This is a genomic window from Wolbachia endosymbiont (group A) of Beris morrisii (assembly GCF_964028185.1).
Taxonomy (GTDB): domain Bacteria; phylum Pseudomonadota; class Alphaproteobacteria; order Rickettsiales; family Anaplasmataceae; genus Wolbachia.
The window spans coordinates 1,036,273-1,058,613 of the sequence record NZ_OZ034760.1; the positions used below are offsets into that span (position 1 = coordinate 1,036,273).

The window sequence follows — 22,341 nt, forward strand, 5'->3', positions numbered from 1 at the left end:
TGTAACTCACATTTACTCTATGATTATCTTTTTAGATCACCTTGTCTACCTATTTTGCCACTCTGCTGAACGGATACCTTTGAAATTACTCTGTAACCGTTCACACTTAGTTCTTCAATCTCACTAATAGAAAGGCCAGTAAACTTGACAATAGTGTTGACATCAACATTATTAGCCAGCATTGCTTTTGCGACTTCAATTTTTCCTTCCTCTTTACCGATTTTGATGCCTCTTTCTTCGCCAATTTGTATACCTTTCTCTTCAGCAAGGTCAAGTCTGTATTCAAGGATGGCTTCTTCCTTACGTAGATCCATTATTCTTTCTTCATACGCTATTAGATCTTTTTCATTCCAGCTAAACCTGTCTAATTCATCGTAGGCTAACTTTATTATTGGTGCTTTTTCTGCTATTTTCCTTAAGTCTTCTTCCGTAGTTTCATCTGCATATTTGAAGAAAAACAACCAACGATCCACTATACTTTCTAGCTGTTCTTCCTTATTCTTTGGAAATTTTGGCAACTCAATAAATATAAAATAGAAATCTTTTAGATCATGCTCATTAGTGTCTTCATCTCGAATAGTATGCTTTGATTTGTACTCAGATTTATTAGGAAACAGTACACAATCTGCTATAGCAATAAAGATAATTTCCTTAAGGTTATGATACTGGTCACCTTTATCAGCTTGCCTTGAGTAAGCTTTAGCAGCATAGTATTGAGCACGGTTTTCAAAGCCGAGATTATGTGCCTTTTTCTACCTTTTACTTTTTTACTCCCATCATAACCTTTGATCCCCCTTTTTCTGTCGTTTTTACAGATTACTATGCAAGCACTTGGCTCCTCGTTTCTTCCCATTTTTGACCTACTATATTTAGTGATATCGTAGTTCATTTTTTCGAAAATTCCTTGCTTTTTCCACCTCCTAAATTGTTCATATACTGTCTTCCATGGCGTGCGGTAAATAGCGCCATTGACATCCTGTACGTAGTACATAAAAAATTGCCGATAATACTTCTCTTTTGCTATGTTTTAGCAGCCTTCCTCCTTTCTTGTATGATACTCTAAAGTGTTTCTCTATTAGCGACCACTCTCTTTCACTAAGATCTGTAGGATACTTTTTTCTCATTTCTAACCCCATTTTTAAAACTCATATACTATACTTTTTTTCGTTTGCGGATAAGCTCTTAGCCGCTAACAAGTAGCGGGATGACGAGCTTATCGTCATCCCGCTGCGAACCGTCATGCTGCCACGAACCGTCATACCGCGATCCATTCCACAACTGTACGAACATTGCAATTTGCAGGCAATTTGCGTGGCAGATGGTGTCATCCCAGTGCCCAGACACTGGGATCCAGTTTTCCATATAATCCCATCAAGAACGTTGTGTTTTAACATAACACTTTTATGCTTACCAACTTAGTGCCCAATCTGGATCCAAGTAGTCAAGGCACTGGGATGACAAAGGAGGGCATTACTCCAGTGTCAGCTACTCAGATGACACCTTTTTTCTACTTAGTTTGGGTTATGCAAGAAGTCTAATGAAGTGAAAATAAATTTATTTACCAAAATAGAGTTGCCTTGGTCTACAGATCTTAGTTTCTTTATCATTTATCATTTCATACCACTGAGTAACCCAACCAGTGGTTCTTGCAAGTGCAAAAATAGGCGTGAACATATTTGAGGGAATATCGATAGCATTCATTATTATACCTGAGTAAAAATCAACATTTGGATATAACTTACGCACAATAAAATATTCATCCTTTAAAGCTATTTCTTCAAGTTTTTTTGCAATTTTGAGCAATTCATTATTTTGTTCTAGTTTACTTAGAACCTCATGGCAAGCGTCTTTCAATATGCGCGCGCGCGGATCATAATTTTTATAAACACGATGTCCAAATCCCATCAATTTAAATGGATCTTTATCATCTTTAGCTTTTTCGATGAATTTATCTATATCTCCACTTTGCTCTATCTCTTTTAGCATATTTATAACTGCCTCATTAGCTCCACCATGTGCTGGTCCCCAAAGTGTAGCAACTCCTGCAGAGAGGCTTGCAAACAGATTAGAACCAGCCGATCCCACCAGTCTGACAGTTGCTGTAGAAGCATTTTGCTCATGGTCAGCATGGAGAGTAAATATTTTATCCAGAGCTTTTGCAAAAAGGGCGCTTTTATCATTATCAACAGCATCGCCAAATATCATCTTTAAGAAATTTTCACTGTAACTTAATTCATTGTTAGCATTTATGAATTCCTGATTGTTGATATGCCTATAAATCATTGCAACAATTGCAGGAACTTGTGCTATTGCAGAAATTCCAAAATCTAGATCTTCACCATTGATATTGTTGCCATGCTTTTCATGGTAAGATGCTGACAAACTTGCAAAACATGCAATTAAAATCGACATAGGGTGAGCAGTTTTTGGAAATGCTTTGATTACATTTGTAACTTGCTCTGATACTTTGGATAATTTTTGTATTTTGAGAAGAAATTTTTTGTGTTGCTCTGAACTGGGTAATTCACCATAGAGCAATAAATAAATCACAGCAGTAAAACTATTATTCTCTGCCAAATCAGCTATATCATGTCCCCTATATTTAAGAACTCCTTCATCTCCATCAATGAATGTAACTGTGGAAGAGCATGAAGCTGTAGAAACAAACCCCGGATCATAAGTGAATAATCCTGTCGTCTTATATAAATCCTTGATATTTAACACGTCAGGACCTATTGTTCCACTTAATACAGGTAGCTCGATTTTTAATCCATTACTTAGTTCTAATAGCACTTTTTTATCCATCACTTAAGCTACTTAAATTTTATACAGAATATACAAACTGAAGAGTATATATTAATACAGTTAACTTTACATTAACCGTATTAAGCGGTCATCAATGCTTTTACTTTTGCATTTAAGCGACTTATTTTACGCGCAGCAGTATTCCTATGAATAACACCTTTATTTACACACTTGTGTAAATTAGATTCAGCATTCCGAAATGCCAGAACAACATTTTCTTTGTCGCCAGACTTGATTATATCAACCAATTTTCTAATAGAGGTGCGAGTTTTACTTTTCCGCATCTTATTTATTAAAGTGCGCTTTGCTATTACCTTTATCATTTTTTTAGCACTCTTATGATTTGCCATATATTAATACCTAAAATACTATACTTTTCTTTTAATTATAAAGTTTTTTTGTTAATTTGCAATATCAGTTTTTTCTATGGTTAATCTACTGCTTCTCTCTTCAATAATTTTTTCTAAACTTTGCAAGAATTCATTTTTGTTTAACCCAGGATATATTGGGGGCAATATTTCTATTACTGCTTTTCCGGGATTCTTTCTCAGAGAAAGTATGCTTTTTGGCCAAAACAAACCAGTGTTTAAAGCAACCGGTAACACAGGAACAGATAATACGCTATATAAAGCAGCAATACCTGGTTGATATTTTATATTTTGGTTTATAGTCGTTCTTGTACCTTCAGGAAATATTATTATGCTTCTATTTTCTTTTATACGCATTTTTGCTAGTTTGATTATATGGCGTATAGAACTGATACCATCTGAACGGTTAATAAAAATCATTTTCAGCGCTATGAGGTGCAAACCAATGAATGGAATCCATTTCAATTCACGTTTTAAAATAAAAACCGCTTTTCTAAATAGTAGTATAAAAATAAATGTTTCAAATGGAGATTGGTGTTTGGATGCAATTATAAAAGGTTGCTTAGGAATGTTTTCCATTCCCCTCACTTCATATTTAATGCCACATAATAAACGCAGCATGAACAATACAACTCTCACCGAGCAGACGAGGAAAATGGTTATTACACACTCAGGAAAGAAAATTACAGGGAGAGTAATTAAAGTATAGAATACTTCCCATAATATAAGGAAGAAGTTAAACAATAAACTTGAAATCACAAACTCACATAAATTTATTTAAATTTAACTTTACTACAAATTAAAAGCAATGAGTTTAATTATTGATCATCTGAGTAATAGGATGCGAATCAGCTAATTTGTCCTTTAACTTTTCGTTAGCAATATGAGTATATATTTGTGTTGTAGAAAGGTTAGTATGGCCAAGAACTTTCTGTATCAACACAATATTTGCTCCGCTATCCAGTAGATGGGTAGCAAAAGAATGCCTAATCACGTGTGGAGAGATCTTATTTTCATCAATATTGCATTTTCTTGCTAACTCCTTCATTAATTGACCGACCCTCTGCCTTGTAATTGGTTTATTAGGTTTATCACCTGGGAATAGCCAATCGGATTCCTTTCCGTTAGGGATCAGATTGTCACGAACTGATAAATAATTTCTAAGGCTCTGCAATGCTTGTTCATTAAAAAGAATTTGCCTCTCTCTACCACTTTTTCCTTTTATTATTATATAGCATTCTTTGTTATTACTGTTTATTAAATGTGACACTTCATATAACTTCATATTAATTAGTTCAGAAACACGCATTCCAGAAGAGTAAAGGATATCTAAAATCGCACATAGCCTTTTACTGCTTATCTCTTTATTCGATTCGCTTGCTGATTTTCTCACTGTGTCCATTAGCAAAAATATTTCTTCGACACTTAAATACTTAGGCAAAGGACGAGAAACTTTTGGATTCTTTAATTCAGCATCATTAGCCGGCGCTGGATTAAAATCTATTATTCCGTCATTAAATAGACACTTGTAGAAATTTTTCATAGCGGATATTTTTCTTGATATAGAGCTACTTTTATATTTTTTTTGTGTACATAGAGATTTCACATAATCTTTAATATTGGTTTTGTTTACACCAACCAAGGTAGTGCTGCTTTCTAATAAAAATTCTTCAAACTGGTGTAAATCCGAACGATAACTTTCCAGAGTATTTTGTGTAGCGGACCTCTCTGAAGCCAAAGCATCTATGTAATATGTTATGTAAAGATTTTCTTTTTTATTTTGCGACTGTTTATTTTTCATTATCAGCTCCTATATTTATTTCTTTGGCTATAATTTGATTAGAAGTGTTCCCTGTGTTTCTTATGAGAAAATATGAGACAAATAAAGCATTTATCAATAGAGTGAACATCACAAACTTTTGCTTTAACCTTTTTCTTAAATTTAATCTTACTCTTATCATAGTTAAATTATAACGTTAAATCTATAAAAAACACCTTATAAAGTGAGCTCTACTATAAATATAGAATACTTCTTAGCTGTATCTATCTATATTTATTATAACATAACATTTATTATAATTCTAACATGGACAGATAGAGATTTCAATTACGTTAGTGTTATGGGTATTAATAAATTTTTAATATATACCTTTACAAAGGAAGAAATCAAATGGCATCTTTTTTTAATAAAGTGCTAATAAAAGGAACGGTCACATTTGACCCTATAGATTCATTATCTATCTTCTCTATAATTTTATCAATGCTATAGAAAGAACGTTCTATTCTTGCTAAAATATAATTAATCACTTTTAAATCAATTTTTAACTGTTTATCTGAAAATCGTTTTATTAGCATAATTCTTAATAATTCCTCGCTTGCAGGCAAAATTTTTACGCTGATAGTTGACAATATTCGAGAGCTTAAATCTCTTAGTTTGAAGTTAAGCTTTTTTGGTGAAATTGAAGAAGTGATTAGCAGCCTCTTGTCACTTTCTTTCATGTAATTGTAACAATGTAATAACATTGCTTCATCTTTAATGTTTTGTACGTCTTCTAAAATAAAAGCATCGCTATACCTAATCTCGCTTACAAAGTTATTCACATTGATAAAAATTGCATCGTTTATTGACTGCCAAATATGAGCAAGATGAGTTTTACCGGAGCTTTTAGGTCCAAAAAGAATCAGACATTTCCAAGATAAATCATTAACTACCGAATTATATACGTGCTTATTTTCATCTAAGATGATGTAATTTTGCCGACTATAATCAGCTTGATTGTTGTTAAATAAATTTAATTGCACGTTAAACCTCTTACGTAACCTCTTTCTGGTAGTAATTTTTGCGCAGAAATTTACTTACGCTCCTCAAATATCTCAGGTATTCTGGGCTCATTTCTCCTCTTACCATAAATTGATTATGCAAAAGGTCTGTTAGCCGTTTTTATAAAGCTCACTTTTAAAATATTTATTGATTGCATATTCTACTGATACATTGAACATTGCTATTATTGGAATAAAAAGTAATATACCTGTAAATCCAAAATATGAAGCGCATATAGTAATTCCCAGAATAATTACAGTTGGATGTATATGAACTTTTTTTCCTATTAATAAAGGAACTAATATGTTTGAATCTATTAATTGTCCAACACCAAATAATAGCAAAACAGCAGCACTTTCAAACCATCCACTAAATTGAGTAATAGCGCTCAAAAACCCAATAATGGTATATAATAATGGCCCTACGTAAGGTATGAACGTTAACATTCCTGATAAAATTCCAATAACAATAGAGTGTTCCAATCCGATTATGCTCAGGCTCACAGAATAAAAGACCATCATGACAATACATACATTTACCTGCCCCTTTAAATAATTAGATATGATGAAATCCACTTTGGAAAAATAATTTGCAACTTTTTCTCTATAAGGAATAGGAATTAATTTATTAGCTTTTTCTATAATTAAAGGCCAATCACGTAATATATAGAAAAACACTACAGGAGTAATCACCATTAATGATACCGTGTTAAAGCTTGAACTTAACACTTGGATTATAAAGTTACTAGCAATATCAAGAGCATTCATGAAATAAGATACATAGTCGCTGTAATTTTCTGCTAGATTTTTAGATAAGTGATCAAATAAGCTATCCTCGATTTTTATATTAAGAAATTCTAATACAGAGGGGATTACTTTAAGCTTTAATGAAGGCACTTTACTCACTAAGAAATTTAATATTGAGGTAATTTGAACATATATAATAGGTAAAACATATGTTATAACTAGTATAAAAGCTATTAATAAAACAAGTATTATAAAAATTACAGAACATAAACGCGGTATTCTATACTTTTCAAACTTGACTACTAGCGGATTAAACAAATATGCAATAACAATAGATATTAAACATGGAAAAATCATAGGACGCATCAGGAATAACATCCCTATTATAAAAAGCAGTATAAAACAAATAGTTATATGGCGTTTTTGCATGGGTTTAGCATAACTAATTTACTGAAAAATATACAGTTTATTGTAAATACTATCTATTCATTGTTTTATCAATTTTATTAAGTATTAGATCAGTAAAATTTTCACCCAATTCTTGACTGAATAAAACTTCGTTATGTGAACTGTCTCTAGATTTTTGCAAATTAACAGTTTTGATAAATTTTTCACATATCAATTTATCATTTTCTATTGCATGTGCCAATTGTGCAGGTTGCGGTATTAAGTCATCTCCTTCGCTATTAATAACTATTATTGGCATATTCAATTTTCCCTCATCTCGCAACTTTCGTATATCGTTCACTAGATCAAAATCTAGATCTAAAGCCTTTAGCAATTTTTTAAAAATGGATGAGGGCAACATACTTAAAATTTTTGCTTGAGGGATCGGAAAATGCCCTATTGCTGTATGAAAAGAGCTGAAAGTGCTAGTAAAAATAACACCTCCAAGTTTAACGTTTTTGTCTGCAAAGTGTTTCAAAACTGCCGATGCAACTGCTCCTCCAAAGGAATGGCCAAAAAGTATAATATTTTCAGGCCTCACACCCTTGTCCATTAATTCATTGATTTTTTCTATCGAGGGCTTAAGCAAACTTTGATCTCTATTTATAAAGGGAATAAAAATAAGCACCACGGATAAAAAAATGCAAGTTAGAGCAGCTAAGCTTGCTAAACCAACTACTCCAGCTGTTATGGGGCTTATAAGTAGTAATATTGCAATGGGCGCTGATACAGATGCCACGAGGAATAAAAAGCTAACTGCAGCATAAGTTATGTAGTTCTGAAATGCTCTTGGATATTTATGTGCATGGCTATTATTTGATCCATTTAAACCTTGTACATAATTGTGAGCACTTTTATAGTTATCCCCTATTCCATGAAAGAATATAAGGTGTATCTCATTTTCTTTATTACACTTAGTAATGTGCATTCTAGCATCGTATTATATCTTAATTAATATAATACACTCTTTTTTTAAAAATGTAAATAACCTGTTACTATACACTTACGCTGAAAATGATAAATATGCACACTAACAGACTTAAGAAATACAAAATAGCAGCATTAATAGTTGCAGCGGGAGTAGGCAGTAGATGCAATTCTACGATTCCTAAGCAGTATACAAAACTGGCAGGTAAATCTGTTTTATTTCATACAATTAAAAGATTTCTGACTAACCAATATATAGATTACATAAGAATAGCAATTAATAGAGATCATGAAAATTTCTATGAGAAAGCTATATCACTAATTACAGACACTAAATTACTAAGCCCTGTATACGGAGGAGAAAGTAGGCAAAGTTCAGTTAAACTAGGGCTTGAAAGCTTACAAAAAATTAACCCAGATTTTGTAGTTATACACGATGCTTGTAGGCCTTTTGTGTCAAATGTTCTGATAGATAACTTGGCTCAATTCATGATTAATGATCAATATACAGGAGTAGTTCCAGCAATAGAAGTTGAAGATACTATGTCATTGGTGGGTAATAATTTCGTTGAATCTACGATTTCAAGAGGAAAACTCAGAGCCATACAAACTCCTCAAATTTTTAATTTCAAAGAATTATTATCGTGCCATCAATCAGACAAAGAATTTACTGACGATTCATCACTAATGGTAGAGCACAAAAAACATGTTGCAATTATTAAAGGTGAGAAAAGCAATTTTAAGTTAACCACAAAAGAGGATATCAATATGGCAAAGCTTCTTTTTGAAGAGCCAAAATTTCGTGTCGGAACTGGTTATGATATACATAAGTTCATTAAAGTTCAAAATGGTGCTGAGAGCTTTATAAAAATTTGCGGTGTGAAAATTGAGCACAACATGGCAATAGAAGCACATTCCGATGGTGATGTTGCAATACATGCAATCGTTGATGCAATACTCGGAGCACTGGGATGTGGCGACATAGGAGAACATTTCCCTCCTAGTTCCTCTGAATGGAAAGATTGCAATTCATCTCACTTTCTTGACTTTGCTGCTAAAAAAGCACAGGAAAAAGGGTACAGCGTGTCTAATTTAGATATTACTATAGTTTGTGAGGAGCCTAAAATATCGCCTTACAAAGTAGAAATGAAGAAATTCATATCAAAAGCATTAGAAATTGATGATGAATTTGTAAATATCAAAGCAACCACTGCAGAAAAATTAGGTTCTATTGGAAGAAATGAAGGAATAGCAGCATATGCTTCTGTGTTATTGCATACAAACTTTTATTGGAAATAGAAACAAAAACTTGCTTGACACCCTCCGCCAGCCCCCTTATCATGAAACTGAAGGTATTCAGTTATCTTCATCTGTGCAGATTAAACAGCAAGAAAACAACGTAGTTGGCGTCTTATTTTTAATTTTTTGCACTATGTGCACCTTATGTCTTCACAATATTTCTAGGTTTTTACCTATATAAGCTGAAACGCGCTTATAAGTCGTTTAAGACAGTATAGTACGCCAATTTGCAGGATTAGAGAGTGACAACTAGCTAACACGGGATTTCTTTTGCCTTTTTTTCTGCTTAGTAAATTTCTTAAACATTTAAACTAAGGTGAGTTGCATTTAAAAGCAGCTAAATTGCAGTGTTTAAGACTTTAAAAAACGCCAATACTGAAAATAGACAATGACTAGGGCTTCTTTTGCCTTTTTTTTCATTTGGTAAATTTCTTAATGTTTATAGCTAAAAGAGCCCAAGAGAGGTGTCATTCCAGTGCCCCTGTGATGTCATTCCAGTGCTTGACACTGGAATCCAGTTTTCCATATAATCTCATCGAAAACGTTGTAACCACTTTCTATGCTAGTTTTCTTGTTTACAAGCAAACTTTCCTGGATCCCAGTGTCTGGGCACTGGGATGACACCATTCTTTTTCCTGGATTCCAAACTGGGATGACAGCTAGCCTGACAATCGTCATCCCGCTACGTGTTAGCGGGATCTAGAGATACTGTGACGGTATGACGTAGGACTGCTGTCATCCCGCTACTTGTTAGCGGCTGAGATACCGCGGCGGTATGACGGTTCGTGGCAGCATGACGTAGGACTGCTGTCATGCAAGTAGCTGACACTGGCATCCAGTCTTTATTATGCAGCCACTTGGTTAGAATCAAGTCTTCTGGATCCCAGTGTCTGGGCACTGGGATGACAAAAAAAGGAGCACTGAGATGACACCTCTGGGCACTGGGATGACACCATTCTTTTTCCTGGATTCCAAACTGGGATGACAGCTAGCCTGACAATCGTCATCCCGCTACGTGTTAGCGGGATCTAGAGATACTGTGACGGTATGACGTAGGACTGCTGTCATCCCGCTGCTTGTTAGCGGCTGAGATACCGCGGCGGTATGACGGTTCGCGGCGGCATGACGTAGGACTGCTGTCATGCAAGTAGCTGACACTGGCATCCAGTCTTTATTATGCAGCCACTTGGTTAGAATCAAGTCTTCTGGATCCCAGTGTCTGGGCACTGGGATGACAAAAAAAGGAGCACTGAGATGACACCTCTGGGCACTGGGATGACACCATTATAGAGTGAACCAGTGTCAGCTACTTACATGACACCATTTACAACCACTCCCCTACCCTTTCTAGCTGTTTATAGCTGTTAAATCTCAGGAATTTATCAAAATATGGAGAGGCAATAAAGGGTGTGGAATTACTTAAATAATTAGATAAAAAACCAGGCAGATCATTTTTTAATTCTTGCATTTTGTATCTATAATTTTGTATAGAAATAACTTTTATTTTATCATAATCAAGTTTCCAATAAGCAAGTTCTGAGACTTCCCTTCCGGTCACATACTCTACCGCTAAGGCTTGTAAAATTAATTGCGGAAAAAACCCCGACATCACTTCTTCATTGGAAGGTGGTGAACCAAGCTTATAGTCTATAATTGCTACTTGCCCACTTGGTAGATACTCAACTCTATCACATCTTGCTGTCAGTGAAATTTCTTGTGGCCTATTTGTCATCCAAGCCCTTTCTTTTGTCATTCCAGTGCTTGACACTGGAATCCAGTTTCCATTATACAATTGTTTGAAGTTTTCTGGATCCCAGTGTCTGGGCACTGGGATGACACCCTTCTTAGTGGAGGTTGTACAGCATCCGTACAGTTGTGTGTCACGCGCTGGAATATGGAATATCGGACAGGAAAAGCTCTTTTCTAGCTCAATATGGTTGCTTCGAGTCTCATCAAATTCGACAAAAGATTGAATCACCCTCTGTAGTCTTACCCACCACATATTTGAAAAATTAAACTGACTAGTCGAGAATGCTTCTCGTGCAATGCTCATCAGCGATTTTTTGTTGCGTAAATATCTTGCAAGAATGTTGTGTACCATAGTGCCAAATTCCAATATCGATGGCTTAAAATTCAAGTCTCTTAATTGTTTAAGGCCCAGTATATATTCAACGTAAAATGAATAAGGATTACGAATTAGCTTTTCTATTGCACTGCAAGACATCACCTGCATTTTTTCTTTTCTAACTTCGGTTTGAGGTTTTGGCATAGGTTGAGTACATGGAACAGTACATTCAGGCGTATTTAATACCCTCAGCCAATCACGATACGGCTGTTTCCCCTCCTTGAGCAGAATTTCCAAACGCTGCAATAGAATTGGTTTTCTATGGCTTAGCGATCTTGTAATATAAACCTTACTTGCGCAAAACAAATTGTGTAAAGTATAAAAAAAATACCCCTGCTCTTCTTGCGCAGAAGGAAGATTAAATTTTTCTCTCGTAAGTGCATTCAAAAGCGGACTTTGAAAGCTTGGCGCTTCATTAAATCCAGCAAGTATTACAACTTTGTTGTGATATAAGCTGAATTTATTCAAGTCACTTGCTACAGAGAAAAACTCTTTCTCTAAAAATAAAGTCAGAATTTGGCTATATAACTCTAAGGAGCACTTAATTTCTATACCCTCACATGCATTTGAGAAATTACAGGTAAAATTACCTATTTCACTATTTAGCTCTGAAAAATTTATACCAGATAGCATATTAATACACTGCAAATGAGTTGCCACCACATCAGAAATAGGGCAATTTATAGAATTAAATAAAAGATTAAATATAACCTCTAACCTATTGATAATAAGCAATATATTCTCTTTATATTTTAGCTTTTTATGGGCATTGATAGCATTTATAATATCGCTCAGGCCATTTGTACTAAAGTTGCGTAATATCTCTATTTCAAATTCAGATAAAATCCGAGAGTACTCTTCTTGAGTGTAACCAAAAGTCACTAGCCTATGTTTAAGGAGCGAAAGTAATGACACACTGCTCCAATTTGAGGTCAAAACTTCGATACTATAAAGCAGAAGCATTATATAAGGATAATTTTCCGGTATGGCACTGTGTTGCCTTGATAAACATGCTATACGAGCTGCAAGTAATTTATCAAAGACAACCAAAGAAACGTTTTCATAACCTTCATTCTCTATAATTAATGATGTCACTTGTGCTTCTTCCTCTCTGGAATCACAAGTGATGACTTCAATATTGCCAATATGTCCATTACTAACTTTGCTTAGATCGGCAGTTGTATCAAAGACGTAATCTAGATATTCCTCAGGACTTCCTGTTATCCCAGCCCTTTCTTCTGTCATCCCAGTGCTTGACACTGGGATCCAGTTTTCATTATACAGCCACCTGGTGCGCTCATTTAAAGTTAAGTTTTCTGGATCCCAGTGTCGGAGCACTGGGATGACACCAGAACACGCTTCTGGCAGAAAACTCACATCCCTTCTATCCACTTTTAAATAATCGAGCAGATCTTTCAGGCAATATTGATAATGTTTTTTATCAAGTGATTGCCAATCTTTCTCTTTAATTTTCAAATTCAGATTAGGCAAAATTATTTTTCCAAACGGCAGGTCATATATAGCCTTAATTAACGACTTATCCTTTCCAATTCCAACAAAGATTATATGTTGGTCTTTTTGTAAAGAGATTATCATATTGTTTATGTAATCACTCTTATGTTCTAATATATCTACTACTCCTAAATCTTTTAAAATTTTATTCCAACTCTCAATGAGTAAGCTTATGAAATTCTCTATTTTTTTTGAATGTTCATCGAATTGATAACAATCCGTTGTTTGGGTAGATTGAATTTTATCAAGCAATGATGGCAGGCTATAAGCTAAATCAATGGGGAAATTATCATTATTTTTTCTATTCCACTCCAATATGAATTGAATGAGTAGCAGCGTCCTCTTTGTTGGATTGATAACTTTAACTCTATCAAGATTTAATATTAAATCCTCCTCATCGATGTTCTCTAGCGAAACTATCTCTGGCAAAATTATGCATTTTTTAGCGTTATGATTCTTGAATGCACTCAGCAGCGCTATCACATCCCTCTTGCAAGGAAGTATGATCTTTACTTCAGGAATTTTTTCTCTTTCATATTCAGAAAATATGTGCTGAACCAGCACATCAAAAAGAGATTCATCCACATTAACAGTAAAAACTCTTCCCACTAACAGTAACAATTAATACAATATTTTATTGTATAGAAATTATTTAAAATATAAATGTGCTTGTATGCTATTATATATTAAAATCTTTTATATGACAAACATTAGAATAGAAGTTTTAAATAAATGTGAGCAAGTTGGCCGCAGATGGTTAGTCAACGTTTACTCGATTTACATACGCAAAGGATTACCACCCAAATTATATGAAGAAATTTGCAGGCTATTTTATAATAAAGTCATACAAGACTGCCGTTATTATTCCTACAATAAAAACCTTGAAGAAGTTCAATATGATTTTATAGAGCCACAAGCAAAGTGGGGCTTGGAGATAAGCTTTTTACCTGGCATGACCGATAATGTAGGCAACACAGTGAAACAAATTGTTAGAGAATATTTAATAAACAAGAACTACATTGATGAAAATGTTTGTATAAAAGCAAGAAGTTCAAAATTGATTCTAGGGCAAGGGAATTTGCCAACTGAAGATGATATAAAACAAGAATTCAACCCTATCACTGAGTATTGCATTCTTGTTTATAAAGAAAACGGCAATTGCTATTGGAGGCATTACGGTAAATTAAAAGGTGTCATCCCAGTGCCCAGACACTGGGATCCAGAAAATTTCAAGCAATTGTATAATGAAAACTGGATTCCAGTGTCAAGCACTGGAATGACAGAGGGGGAAACAGGAATGACAGAAGGGAGAGCTGGAGATACCCACTCCGGTGTCATTCCAGCGCGTGACCAGGAAAAAAAAGAATGGATCCCAGTGTCAAGCACTGGGATGACAGGAGAGAGAGCTGGGATGACATCAGGTAGTAATGGGGCTAAGTCTGTTGACCTCAATCCAAAGGATGTCATCCCAGTGCCCATACACTGGGATCCAGGAAACTTCAAGCAATTGTATAATGAAAACTGGATTCCAGTGTCAAGCACTGGAATGACAAAAGAAGGGGCTGGGATGACAAAAGAGAGTACTGGGATGACATCAAGTAGTAATGGGGCTAAGTCTGTTGACCTCAATGTAAGTGACCAAGAGCTTGAAAAGATCAGCAAAGATGGAATCGATGGCAATGGTACTTTAGGGCTCTCTCTGGCAGCAATGAAAGCTATAAAGGATTACTTTAAAAAACTTAATAGAAATCCATATGATATTGAACTTGAGTCCCTAGCACAAACTTGGTCCGAACATTGTAAACACAATATTTTTTGCTCTCCTATTGATGAAATAAAAGACGGTCTATATGCTCATTATATTAAGCGTGCAACGCGTGAGATAAATTCTGACATATGCGTGTCAGTTTTCTCCGACAACGCAGGGGGAATAATTTTTGATGACGATTACTTGATTGTAGATAAAGTTGAAACTCACAATAGCCCTTCAGCTCTTGATCCATTTGGTGGAGCAATGACCGGAGTGCTTGGAGTTAATCGTGATATAGTGGGTTTCGGGAAAGGCGCGGAACCTATAATGAATACCTATTACTTTTGCTTTGCCAAAGAAGCAAAAGGCAAATTTTATAGGGATAAAGAGCGCACTGATGAGATCTTACCGCCGAAATATATAATGAAAGAAGTGATTCATGGCGTTAATGTTGCTGGTAATTGCTCTGGTATTCCAACACAACTTGGATCGGTATATTTTGACGATAGATTTTGTGGGAAGCCGCTGGTCTTTGTTGGAAGTGTCGGAATTATTCCGCGCAGTATAAATAATGCACCTTCACACATAAAAGGACCTAAAAACGGCGATAAAATTGTAATTATTGGTGGAAGAGTTGGAAGAGATGGAATTCACGGTGCGACATTTTCTTCAGAGGCATTGTCGGGAAACAGCCCTTCAACAATTGTGCAAATTGGTGACCCTATAACACAAAAAAAATTATCCAATGCCGCCTTGGAAGCAAGAGATCTTGATCTTTATAATGCAATAACGGATAATGGAGCAGGCGGTCTATCATCGTCTATTGGTGAAATGGGAAAAGACGGATTTGAAGTTGATTTGAGCAAGGTTCTCCTTAAAAACGATGGTATGGCTCCGTGGGAAATATGGATATCAGAATCACAAGAGAGAATGACCTTAGCAGTGCCAGAAGAAAATCTTCCTATGTTTAAGCAAATCATGAAAAAACATGATGTGGAGGTTTGTATAATTGGAGAGTTTAATGAGAGTGGTAAAGCTGTTGTTAAATGTCCTGAAGGGACAGTAACAATGGACATCGAAACTGAATTTCTGCATGATGGTAATCCCAAAGTGCATTTACAGACAAAGCCGTGGTCTAAGGAGCCTGCTGTCATTCCGGAACCCTCTCCTGTCATCCCAACACTCTTCCCTGTCATCCCAGTGCTTGACACTGGGATCCAGCAGGCTGAGCCTGCAAACATTTTATGCAAAAACCCATCCAACGGTGGAATTGAATGTGAAATGGATTCCAGTGTCAAGCACTGGAATGACACCTTTGCATTAAAAAAAATGCTGAGCAGACCAAACATATGCAGCAAAGAGTTCATAGTGGTGCAATATGACCATGAAGTTCAAGGATCGTCAGTGCTAAAACCATTGCAGGGCAAGGGAAGAGTGTGCAGTGAAGCTATTGTTTCAAGGCCAATCTTTTCTTCAAACAAAGGTGTTGTGAAATCACAGGGGTTTGGCTCGAGTTATGGAGAAATTGACACCTACCACATGGCAGCATGTGCAATTGACACCGCGATACGCAACTATGTAGCCGCAGGAGGAAATATAAATCATCTAGCGTTGCTCGACAATTTTTGCTGGTGTGATGCTTATAATCCAGAAAGGCTGTGGCAACTAAAGAGAGCTGCAGAGGCTTGTTACGACTTTGCAACTGCATTTAAAACACCATTCATATCCGGAAAAGATAGTATGTTTAACGACTTTAAGGGATATGACGAAAATGGCGAGAAAGTGATGATATCTGCACCACCTTCATTACTCATCTCAGCAATTGGAGTTATAGAGAATATTGAAAGTGCGGTATCGCTTGATGTGAAAATGCCGGGGGACTTGATATATGTGCTTGGTACAACCCACGATGAGCTTGGTAGATCTGAATATCAGTTATATAGTGGAATAGGTAATGACAACGTACCAAAAGTTGATGCACAAAGTGCTAGAAAGTTGTATGAATGTTACAACCAGGCAATAAAAGATGGCATAATTGCCTCTGCAATTGCACCAAACTTGGGCGGATTAATTATTGCTCTGGCAAAATCGCTAATTGCAGGAGACCTTGGTGCTGAAATCGATCTTTCACTAGTGCCAATAGGAAAAATACAAAATACAGACATAATAAACAAGATAATAATGTTTTCTGAATCGCAAAGTAGAATTTTGGTTACTATTGCACCACAAAGCCAGAAGAGGTTTGAAGAATTGTTTAAAGGTGCGGTTTATTCATGTATTGGCAAAGTAACAGAGAAAAAGGTGCTAAACATAAAGGATGTTTTAAAAGTAGATCTGAAAGATTTGGGAAATAGTTATTATATAGCTAAAGTGACTTAGGTTTACAGACGATTTGATAAACGACAAACTCGTCATCCCGCTGCTTGTTAGCGGGATCTAGAGATACCGCGGTGGTATGATGTAGGGAAACCTTAGCTATAGCATGTCAGTTTAAAATATTTTTCTTATTATGCTAAATAACTCTTTTACTATATGTAATGTTTATTTAGAATGAATGTATGTTATTAATTTTGGGTAGGTAATTATGTCTATTTTATCGATACTCTTGCTTATCAGTCTTTCTTTACTCAACACTTCAAATAAATTGATGGTATGTGCTGCCTTATTTGTGGGAGCTGCTTTAGTTGTAAATTCAATGGTTGAATTTTATGGCAGAAGCAAAGCTACATACAACTTAATAGTGTGTACAGCGCTATGTTGTGTTTTTAAATGGCAAAGTTTTAATTTGATGATATTGATTTCATATACTGCAATTTTAGTCTCTCTTCTCTCAAGCATAATTATTTTTGAAAAATTGAAGTCCAAGTTGAATTTTCATATGGCAAATTTCATTACTTTAATTATAGCATCAGTTGTTGATAGTGCCGTTGTATGTGTTGGATTACTATACAAATTTTCTGCAGGTAAATGCTTATCAATATATATTAGAGATTTAATTTTTAAGTTTTCTTATGTGTCAGTATTGAGCATCTGCTTGTTTATAGGAATGTATTTATTTTGCTTGGCGAACAAGAAGTATTTTAAGATTTCCACATAACCTGTTTTCTGATATAGCTAAACTGACTTTGGGTCCTGGGTTGGTGGTCCTAATACGTAACAACAGTTTAGAATTTATAGGTAGCCTAAACCCACAACTGTACAAACATTGCAATTTGAGTCCACCAGTAAGATGTCACCCCAGTGCTTGACACACAGCTGTACGAACATTGCAATTTGCAGGTAATTTGCGTAGTAAGTGGTGTCATGAAAGTAGCCGACACTGGGATGGCTTTGTTGCATAGCAACGTAAGTTTTTTCCAGAGTAAATAATTTTATGCGACTATTTCAAATTTAGGCATACCAATTGCAGTAAATTTGTTCATTAAGTAGCATTTAATAAGTAGTTCCTTCTCTCTATTTGTCTCAGATTTATTCTTAAAACTAAACCCAAATATTCGCTTCAACCTTGAGAAAAATTCTTCAATATACGATCTTTTTCCGTAATTTACTTCTTCTTTCCATCTTTTTATACCATTCTCACCATGTAATTTCATTAACTGAATAGCGGCATTTCTATCAAGCATATAATCCAATTTTGGATGCTCTGCTGCGTTGTTTTTCGGAGGAATTTTCGTTTTTATGCCATATTGATTACACAGCTTATAGAGCTTTTTTCTATCATATGCCCTATCTGCATATAGTGCTTTTATAGCATATTTAACATCAAATTTCCCCAATGCTCCATAGTGATCAGAGTAAACGCCATTACTGTATTTTGTAGCTATGACTTGTTTGCTCAACATTATGTGCAATTTTCTTACTTGTTTATAGCCGCGATACTCTCTATCTTTGCTATTTTCTTTGCTGGTATCTGTTCAGGCAATGGCGTCAACTTAAGAGCCTTCATTAGCAAACCCTCCTATGGATTTTCTGAAAAGTTTTTGAGTATATTGTATTTTTAATTTGTAAAATAAGATTTTTTCCTTTCTGCACGTCTCGTCTAAAAAGGACACATTTTAAACTTTTTTGTTGAAATAAAATAGAAACAAAAGTGCTGTTTCTTGCACTCTTTGGATAATTTAATGATAAAAAATTTAGAGAGAAATTTTACACACAATCACTGATATTTTCCCTTAAGTTGACGCCATTGTCTGTTCAGGAGCATCGCAAATATTGAAGCAAAAGTGGTGTCATCCGAGTAGCTCCTTTTTTTGTCATCCCAGTGCGTGACACATAACTGTACGAACATTGCAATTTGCGGGCAATTTACGTGGCAGGTGGTGTCATTCCAGTGCTTGACACTGGAATCCAGCTTTTGATCGAAAATGTTGTATAGTGCACAATCAATTTTTCTGGATCCAAGTAGTCAAGACGCTAACTATGGATTAGCTGATGAAGAAAGTGTTGGAAATAGGAGGTTTTTTCCGTTTTAAAGAATATGAAATAAGGGTGGAAAAAATGTGAACTAAAAAATTAATAGGAGATCTATGGCGGATATCTAATCTGTTTTTTAGGTAACCAAAGACGGTTTCAATGATAGATCTTTTTCTCAGAAAAATCTTCTCATTTAGCGAGATTAATACATTTTTCATACCTTTTTTTATCTTGGTCACAAGCTTGAGATTTCTATCAAAAAAATAGATCTTTTTTAATATAGCCTTTATCTCCAAATAATAAACCCGCTAATTTTTTAGTCAGGTCTGGAACTGGTTTCCTATCGTCAACATTACCTTTTGTCAAAGTAACCCCTTACCTTTTTCATTGATTACCATATGTAATTTGAAACCATAAAACCAACCATAAGTGCTTTTTCCTATTTCAGCAATTCCGGAAAAAACTTTGTTTTTTGAGATTCGTTTCCTATAACATGTTGCGATAGGTGTTGAATCGATATACTGTCTCTTTTGCTTAACCATTGCAGCAGAATCGCTAAATACCATAAAACTCGCGGCTTTAACGCAATGAACCTATCATATGAAGGCAGTGTTGAAAAGTCTGACTTATGTAATAACTTTAGATAGTATTGATAAAATGATTTAAAATTTTCATATCTAGATTGCTGATATAGTAGAATTATTGTTATAATTTCAGAATACGTTATTTCTGGCACTCTGGTAGGTTTTTTGCCACTTGGCAGTAGTCTGCTTGCAAAATTTTCATCTATTATTTTACAATAATCATCTACAAAACAGTGTTATATTCTTATTCATTGGGTAACCTCATATTATCGCTAAAATACTGGAGTTTACCCTCTTTTTCCCTCCTCTCTTACTATTTTTCTAATCCATAGTTAGCGTCTAAAATACATAAAAGCTTTAGGCAAAAATTATAACATCAAAACAGTGCAAAGTGTTATGCAGGAAAATGGTATTCAAGCCCAACTTAGACGAAGGTTTAAGGTTAAAAAACGGCAAACAGACAATAGAGTTATAGCTCCGAACATATTGGATCAAAAATTCACTACTGATCAGCCAAATAAAGTGTGGGATTACTTACATAAAAACCAAGGGAGGCTGTTGGCAGCAATAATTCTCACGCATGGTAGTTAATGAGTAATACAATAATTAATTGTGAATTCTTTGCTTATGGCTGTTAACAAACGCAAACCCCCTGAAAATCTACTGTTACATAGCGATCAAGGCTCACAATATACTTCAAAGAATTATCAATATCTACTGGGTATAAAGAATATTGTATCTAGCATGAGTCATAAAGGTTGTTGTTATTGTTGCAGAAAAGCTCACTAAAAAGGGAGCTGCTTATTGATACTTCTCGCTCAACAAACTAGAACTGCCATATTTGAATACATAGAAATTTTTTATAACAAACAACGACGTCATTCTACTATTCACTATTGCATTCCTGAACATTTTGATTCATCGTTCTTTTTGTAAAAAATTTTCTTAACTTTCTCTTCACTTTTTCTCCTATGATTGTTGTCCAATAAAAAATTCAAATTTTGTGAAATCTTTAAAAACCCAGTCATTTTTAAGAGTATAGAAAATAGTTGTAAGAAATTTCCTGGCAGTAGCAATAATAGCCTTAGTAGAACCACGCTTTTTTTTTACATAAGCTGTTCAGATAAGCGTATAGCAACCCAAGTACACTGCACTAAAGAATATCACGTTTGTTCCGATCGTGCACTGTTGATTAGATTTGTGGCACAATTCCAAAATATGCAGTAAGTTTCTCAGGCCTATGAAAATCATTAATGTCTCCAATTGTTGCAATAAAAATAGCTGCAGAAATTGGGCCAATTCCTTTTATGCTGATAAGGTTCAGGAAGCTGTTCGGCAAAAGCTATAATTTCCTTCTCAAGTTTTTTAAGACTTTCCCGAATAGCTTCCAAATGATAGCTAATTACTTCAATTTCAACCTTTTCTAAAGGATCCCAAGTATACTTTCCAATAGCACCCACCTTAGTTGTAAGTGCTTCCTTTTTAATTTTTATCCCATGGTAATTAAAAAGACCATGCATTTTATTGATTAAAGATACCCGTAACTGGTCTCTTGTTTGAAGAAGAGAAGCTAACTGCTTGCATTGTTTGCTTTGCTTCAGGCAACATACCTTTGCTTAGAAAAAAAGCAATAGCTCGCGCATCGTGCTTGTCCGTTTTGTTCACAGAGCGACGAACAACTTCAAACTGTCCAGGAGACCACGCTCTTAACATAAGGTGACACTGCGTCATAAAAAAAACAGCTATTGCCTGTTAGCTATTTCATCTGTTTCTTGAAGATTTCTGATAAAATTATTTAAGTCTTTTAAGCGAAACGTTTGAATATACTCCGATTTTCCTTCTTGCAAGTAACAAACAGTAAAACTATTGGTATAATGCCTATGTGACGCATATTTTTCCTCCAATTGCACATTTCAATATATCAGAGTACTGGTTGGTCCAAACTCCTATACGAGGTCATCACATTTTGTGAGCCTCACCGGTGGCAGAATCTGAGTAACGAGGTCTTCTTTCATATACTTTATACAAGAACACTCAGAAAAAGTGCCAACCTGCCACCTATCCACTCTGAGAAGTGATTATCTTCTCTTGCTTCCAACCAAGCAATACCTAATTCATACCTTCTGGGTAAGGTCACAGAATTTTTTACTGGAAATCTTAATTTTGTTTTAGCAATAAATCAACTTAAGGTCATAATATCTTGACATTTATTTAATGTTGCTATATAATAGCTATGTATATTTTGTGTACTATAGCAATAAAATTACCTTGTAATAGGTGTATTGGACCCGAGGGCAGTACTCGGCGCCTCCACCATGTTTTTTAATTTATATGGGGGCGAATAAGGATCGACATGCATAGTAAAGATGGTAGCTTTGCTCGGTTAGACACCACCGCTAAGAGTTCATAATTTAAATGCAAACGATAATTTTGCTGCTGAAGACGATGTTGCAATAGCTGCTTAATTTAAGCACTATAACTTCATTGCTATAAGCACGGTTTAGGGAACGCCGGGTAACAGAAGTTCCCCCAAAATTTACGTAT

23 protein-coding genes, 1 other RNA gene and 4 pseudogenes are annotated in these 22,341 nt (G+C 35.1%); 10 read left to right on the forward strand and 18 right to left on the reverse strand.

Annotated features, from left to right (window positions below; translation table 11 throughout):
* Nucleotides 1-95: 95 nt before the first annotated feature.
* Both ABWU69_RS05405 and ABWU69_RS05410 read right to left on the reverse strand, forming a co-directional pair.
* Nucleotides 96-734 (reverse strand): annotated as a pseudogene (locus ABWU69_RS05405) (Rpn family recombination-promoting nuclease/putative transposase); the annotation flags it as partial.
* Nucleotides 734-1,124, reverse strand: a pseudogene (locus ABWU69_RS05410) (transposase); the annotation flags it as partial. The pseudogenes ABWU69_RS05410 and ABWU69_RS05405, both read right to left, overlap by 1 nt.
* Nucleotides 1,125-1,204: 80 nt before the next feature.
* Here ABWU69_RS05410 and ABWU69_RS05415 point away from each other — a divergent pair.
* Nucleotides 1,205-1,366: a hypothetical protein gene (locus ABWU69_RS05415; protein ID WP_353285048.1), complete on the forward strand. Its 162-nt coding sequence runs from the start codon at nt 1,205-1,207 to the stop codon at nt 1,364-1,366.
* A 37-nt stretch (nt 1,367-1,403) separates the two neighbouring features.
* Nucleotides 1,404-1,538: a hypothetical protein gene (locus ABWU69_RS05420; protein WP_265026009.1), complete on the forward strand. Its 135-nt coding sequence runs from the start codon at nt 1,404-1,406 to the stop codon at nt 1,536-1,538.
* Nucleotides 1,539-1,554: 16 nt separating this feature from the next.
* Here ABWU69_RS05420 and ABWU69_RS05425 read toward each other — a convergent pair whose 3' ends face one another.
* The 8 genes from ABWU69_RS05425 to ABWU69_RS05460 form a co-directional block, all read right to left on the reverse strand.
* On the reverse strand, nt 1,555-2,805 hold the full coding sequence (locus ABWU69_RS05425) for a citrate synthase (protein WP_265035684.1): 1,251 nt from the start codon (nt 2,803-2,805) through the stop codon (nt 1,555-1,557).
* An 80-nt stretch (nt 2,806-2,885) separates the two neighbouring features.
* Complete coding sequence (gene rpsT, locus ABWU69_RS05430) at nt 2,886-3,155, reverse strand: 30S ribosomal protein S20 (RefSeq protein ID WP_012673338.1); 270 nt, start codon at nt 3,153-3,155, stop codon at nt 2,886-2,888.
* Nucleotides 3,156-3,206: 51 nt separating this feature from the next.
* Nucleotides 3,207-3,743, reverse strand: a complete 537-nt coding sequence (locus ABWU69_RS05435; protein WP_353285435.1) for a lysophospholipid acyltransferase family protein — start codon at nt 3,741-3,743, stop codon at nt 3,207-3,209.
* Between the two features lie 244 nt (nt 3,744-3,987).
* On the reverse strand, nt 3,988-4,974 hold the full coding sequence (locus tag ABWU69_RS05440; protein WP_265026006.1) for a tyrosine recombinase: 987 nt from the start codon (nt 4,972-4,974) through the stop codon (nt 3,988-3,990).
* Nucleotides 4,964-5,134 (reverse strand): hypothetical protein, encoded by a 171-nt coding sequence (locus ABWU69_RS05445; RefSeq protein WP_006279319.1) that lies wholly within the window; start codon nt 5,132-5,134, stop codon nt 4,964-4,966. The genes ABWU69_RS05440 and ABWU69_RS05445 overlap by 11 nt, the downstream gene beginning before the upstream one ends.
* Nucleotides 5,135-5,339: 205 nt before the next feature.
* The gene (locus tag ABWU69_RS05450; RefSeq protein ID WP_265026005.1) at nt 5,340-5,975 is read right to left on the reverse strand and encodes a DnaA ATPase domain-containing protein; all 636 of its coding nucleotides are present in this window, start codon (nt 5,973-5,975) and stop codon (nt 5,340-5,342) included.
* A 129-nt stretch (nt 5,976-6,104) separates the two neighbouring features.
* Nucleotides 6,105-7,169 (reverse strand): AI-2E family transporter, encoded by a 1,065-nt coding sequence (locus ABWU69_RS05455; RefSeq protein WP_265034521.1) that lies wholly within the window; start codon nt 7,167-7,169, stop codon nt 6,105-6,107.
* A gap of 49 nt (nt 7,170-7,218) precedes the next feature.
* Nucleotides 7,219-8,115 carry an alpha/beta hydrolase gene (locus tag ABWU69_RS05460; protein WP_265026003.1) on the reverse strand — a complete coding sequence of 299 codons (897 nt, stop codon included), beginning with the start codon at nt 8,113-8,115 and terminating at the stop codon, nt 7,219-7,221.
* A gap of 86 nt (nt 8,116-8,201) precedes the next feature.
* Between ABWU69_RS05460 and ispD the strand changes: the two genes are divergently transcribed.
* Complete coding sequence (gene ispD, locus ABWU69_RS05465; RefSeq protein WP_353285049.1) at nt 8,202-9,413, forward strand: 2-C-methyl-D-erythritol 4-phosphate cytidylyltransferase; 1,212 nt, start codon at nt 8,202-8,204, stop codon at nt 9,411-9,413.
* Nucleotides 9,414-9,902: 489 nt separating this feature from the next.
* On the opposite strand, the gene ABWU69_RS05470 is transcribed toward ispD, so the two are convergent.
* From ABWU69_RS05470 to ABWU69_RS05490, 5 genes are all read right to left on the reverse strand, one after another.
* Nucleotides 9,903-10,091: a hypothetical protein gene (locus ABWU69_RS05470; RefSeq protein ID WP_265035613.1), complete on the reverse strand. Its 189-nt coding sequence runs from the start codon at nt 10,089-10,091 to the stop codon at nt 9,903-9,905.
* 4 nt (nt 10,092-10,095) lie between these two features.
* Nucleotides 10,096-10,227, reverse strand: a complete 132-nt coding sequence (locus ABWU69_RS08080) for a hypothetical protein (RefSeq protein ID WP_410541703.1) — start codon at nt 10,225-10,227, stop codon at nt 10,096-10,098.
* Nucleotides 10,228-10,258: 31 nt separating this feature from the next.
* Nucleotides 10,259-10,420, reverse strand: coding sequence for a hypothetical protein (locus ABWU69_RS05480; protein ID WP_265034526.1), 162 nt, complete (start codon nt 10,418-10,420; stop codon nt 10,259-10,261).
* Nucleotides 10,421-10,424: 4 nt separating this feature from the next.
* Nucleotides 10,425-10,556, reverse strand: a complete 132-nt coding sequence (locus ABWU69_RS05485) for a hypothetical protein (protein WP_410541702.1) — start codon at nt 10,554-10,556, stop codon at nt 10,425-10,427.
* Between the two features lie 181 nt (nt 10,557-10,737).
* Nucleotides 10,738-13,659 (reverse strand): WPE palindromic element domain-containing protein, encoded by a 2,922-nt coding sequence (locus ABWU69_RS05490; RefSeq protein WP_353285437.1) that lies wholly within the window; start codon nt 13,657-13,659, stop codon nt 10,738-10,740.
* A 91-nt stretch (nt 13,660-13,750) separates the two neighbouring features.
* Here ABWU69_RS05490 and ABWU69_RS05495 point away from each other — a divergent pair, with 91 nt between their 5' ends.
* The 3 genes from ABWU69_RS05495 (at nt 13,751) to ABWU69_RS05505 (ending at nt 18,169) form a co-directional block, all read left to right on the forward strand.
* Entirely contained in the window at nt 13,751-17,179 is a 3,429-nt protein-coding gene (locus ABWU69_RS05495; protein WP_353285050.1) for an AIR synthase-related protein, read from the forward strand.
* A 205-nt stretch (nt 17,180-17,384) separates the two neighbouring features.
* Nucleotides 17,385-17,897 (forward strand): hypothetical protein, encoded by a 513-nt coding sequence (locus ABWU69_RS05500; RefSeq protein WP_265034528.1) that lies wholly within the window; start codon nt 17,385-17,387, stop codon nt 17,895-17,897.
* A 143-nt stretch (nt 17,898-18,040) separates the two neighbouring features.
* Entirely contained in the window at nt 18,041-18,169 is a 129-nt protein-coding gene (locus ABWU69_RS05505) for a hypothetical protein (protein ID WP_265034529.1), read from the forward strand.
* Between the two features lie 2 nt (nt 18,170-18,171).
* On the opposite strand, the gene ABWU69_RS05510 is transcribed toward ABWU69_RS05505, so the two are convergent.
* Both ABWU69_RS05510 and ABWU69_RS05515 read right to left on the reverse strand, forming a co-directional pair.
* Nucleotides 18,172-18,642 (reverse strand): transposase, encoded by a 471-nt coding sequence (locus ABWU69_RS05510; protein WP_265034530.1) that lies wholly within the window; start codon nt 18,640-18,642, stop codon nt 18,172-18,174.
* Between the two features lie 582 nt (nt 18,643-19,224).
* Nucleotides 19,225-20,006: pseudogene (locus tag ABWU69_RS05515) on the reverse strand (IS982 family transposase).
* A gap of 175 nt (nt 20,007-20,181) precedes the next feature.
* Between ABWU69_RS05515 and ABWU69_RS05520 the strand changes: the two are divergent.
* Genes ABWU69_RS05520 through ABWU69_RS05530 form a run of 3 tightly spaced genes read left to right on the forward strand, consistent with a single transcriptional unit; the run spans nt 20,182 to nt 20,733 of the window.
* Nucleotides 20,182-20,388: a hypothetical protein gene (locus ABWU69_RS05520; RefSeq protein WP_265034531.1), complete on the forward strand. Its 207-nt coding sequence runs from the start codon at nt 20,182-20,184 to the stop codon at nt 20,386-20,388.
* A 21-nt stretch (nt 20,389-20,409) separates the two neighbouring features.
* Complete coding sequence (locus ABWU69_RS05525) at nt 20,410-20,586, forward strand: DDE-type integrase/transposase/recombinase (protein ID WP_353285051.1); 177 nt, start codon at nt 20,410-20,412, stop codon at nt 20,584-20,586.
* A 15-nt stretch (nt 20,587-20,601) separates the two neighbouring features.
* Entirely contained in the window at nt 20,602-20,733 is a 132-nt protein-coding gene (locus ABWU69_RS05530; RefSeq protein WP_353285052.1) for an IS3 family transposase, read from the forward strand.
* A gap of 33 nt (nt 20,734-20,766) precedes the next feature.
* On the opposite strand, the pseudogene ABWU69_RS05535 reads toward ABWU69_RS05530, so the two are convergent.
* Nucleotides 20,767-21,701 (reverse strand): annotated as a pseudogene (locus tag ABWU69_RS05535) (transposase).
* Between the two features lie 292 nt (nt 21,702-21,993).
* On the opposite strand from ABWU69_RS05535, the gene ssrA reads away from it, so the two are divergent.
* Nucleotides 21,994-22,330, forward strand: a transfer-messenger RNA (tmRNA) gene (ssrA, locus tag ABWU69_RS05540).
* The last annotated feature ends 11 nt before the right edge of the window (nt 22,331-22,341 follow it).

What these genes read in the sequence shown, in the direction of transcription:
- ABWU69_RS05455 (WP_265034521.1), bottom strand. Translation starts at nt 7,169, where the DNA reads ATGCAAAAACGCCATATAACTATTTGTTTTATACTGCTTTTTATAATA.
- ABWU69_RS05445 (WP_006279319.1), bottom strand. Translation starts at nt 5,134, where the DNA reads ATGATAAGAGTAAGATTAAATTTAAGAAAAAGGTTAAAGCAAAAGTTT.
- ABWU69_RS05425 (WP_265035684.1), bottom strand. Translation starts at nt 2,805, where the DNA reads ATGGATAAAAAAGTGCTATTAGAACTAAGTAATGGATTAAAAATCGAG.
- ABWU69_RS05460 (WP_265026003.1), bottom strand. Translation starts at nt 8,115, where the DNA reads ATGCACATTACTAAGTGTAATAAAGAAAATGAGATACACCTTATATTC.
- ABWU69_RS05500 (WP_265034528.1), top strand. Translation starts at nt 17,385, where the DNA reads ATGTCTATTTTATCGATACTCTTGCTTATCAGTCTTTCTTTACTCAAC.
- ABWU69_RS05485 (WP_410541702.1), bottom strand. Translation starts at nt 10,556, where the DNA reads ATGACAGCAGTCCTACGTCATGCCGCCGCGAACCGTCATACCGCCGCG.
- ABWU69_RS05470 (WP_265035613.1), bottom strand. Translation starts at nt 10,091, where the DNA reads ATGACGATTGTCAGGCTAGCTGTCATCCCAGTTTGGAATCCAGGAAAA.
- ABWU69_RS08080 (WP_410541703.1), bottom strand. Translation starts at nt 10,227, where the DNA reads ATGACAGCAGTCCTACGTCATGCTGCCACGAACCGTCATACCGCCGCG.
- ABWU69_RS05495 (WP_353285050.1), top strand. Translation starts at nt 13,751, where the DNA reads ATGACAAACATTAGAATAGAAGTTTTAAATAAATGTGAGCAAGTTGGC.
- ABWU69_RS05480 (WP_265034526.1), bottom strand. Translation starts at nt 10,420, where the DNA reads ATGACGATTGTCAGGCTAGCTGTCATCCCAGTTTGGAATCCAGGAAAA.
- ABWU69_RS05440 (WP_265026006.1), bottom strand. Translation starts at nt 4,974, where the DNA reads ATGAAAAATAAACAGTCGCAAAATAAAAAAGAAAATCTTTACATAACA.
- ABWU69_RS05415 (WP_353285048.1), top strand. Translation starts at nt 1,205, where the DNA reads ATGACGAGCTTATCGTCATCCCGCTGCGAACCGTCATGCTGCCACGAA.
- ABWU69_RS05420 (WP_265026009.1), top strand. Translation starts at nt 1,404, where the DNA reads ATGCTTACCAACTTAGTGCCCAATCTGGATCCAAGTAGTCAAGGCACT.
- ABWU69_RS05510 (WP_265034530.1), bottom strand. Translation starts at nt 18,642, where the DNA reads ATGTTGAGCAAACAAGTCATAGCTACAAAATACAGTAATGGCGTTTAC.
- rpsT (WP_012673338.1), bottom strand. Translation starts at nt 3,155, where the DNA reads ATGGCAAATCATAAGAGTGCTAAAAAAATGATAAAGGTAATAGCAAAG.
- ispD (WP_353285049.1), top strand. Translation starts at nt 8,202, where the DNA reads ATGATAAATATGCACACTAACAGACTTAAGAAATACAAAATAGCAGCA.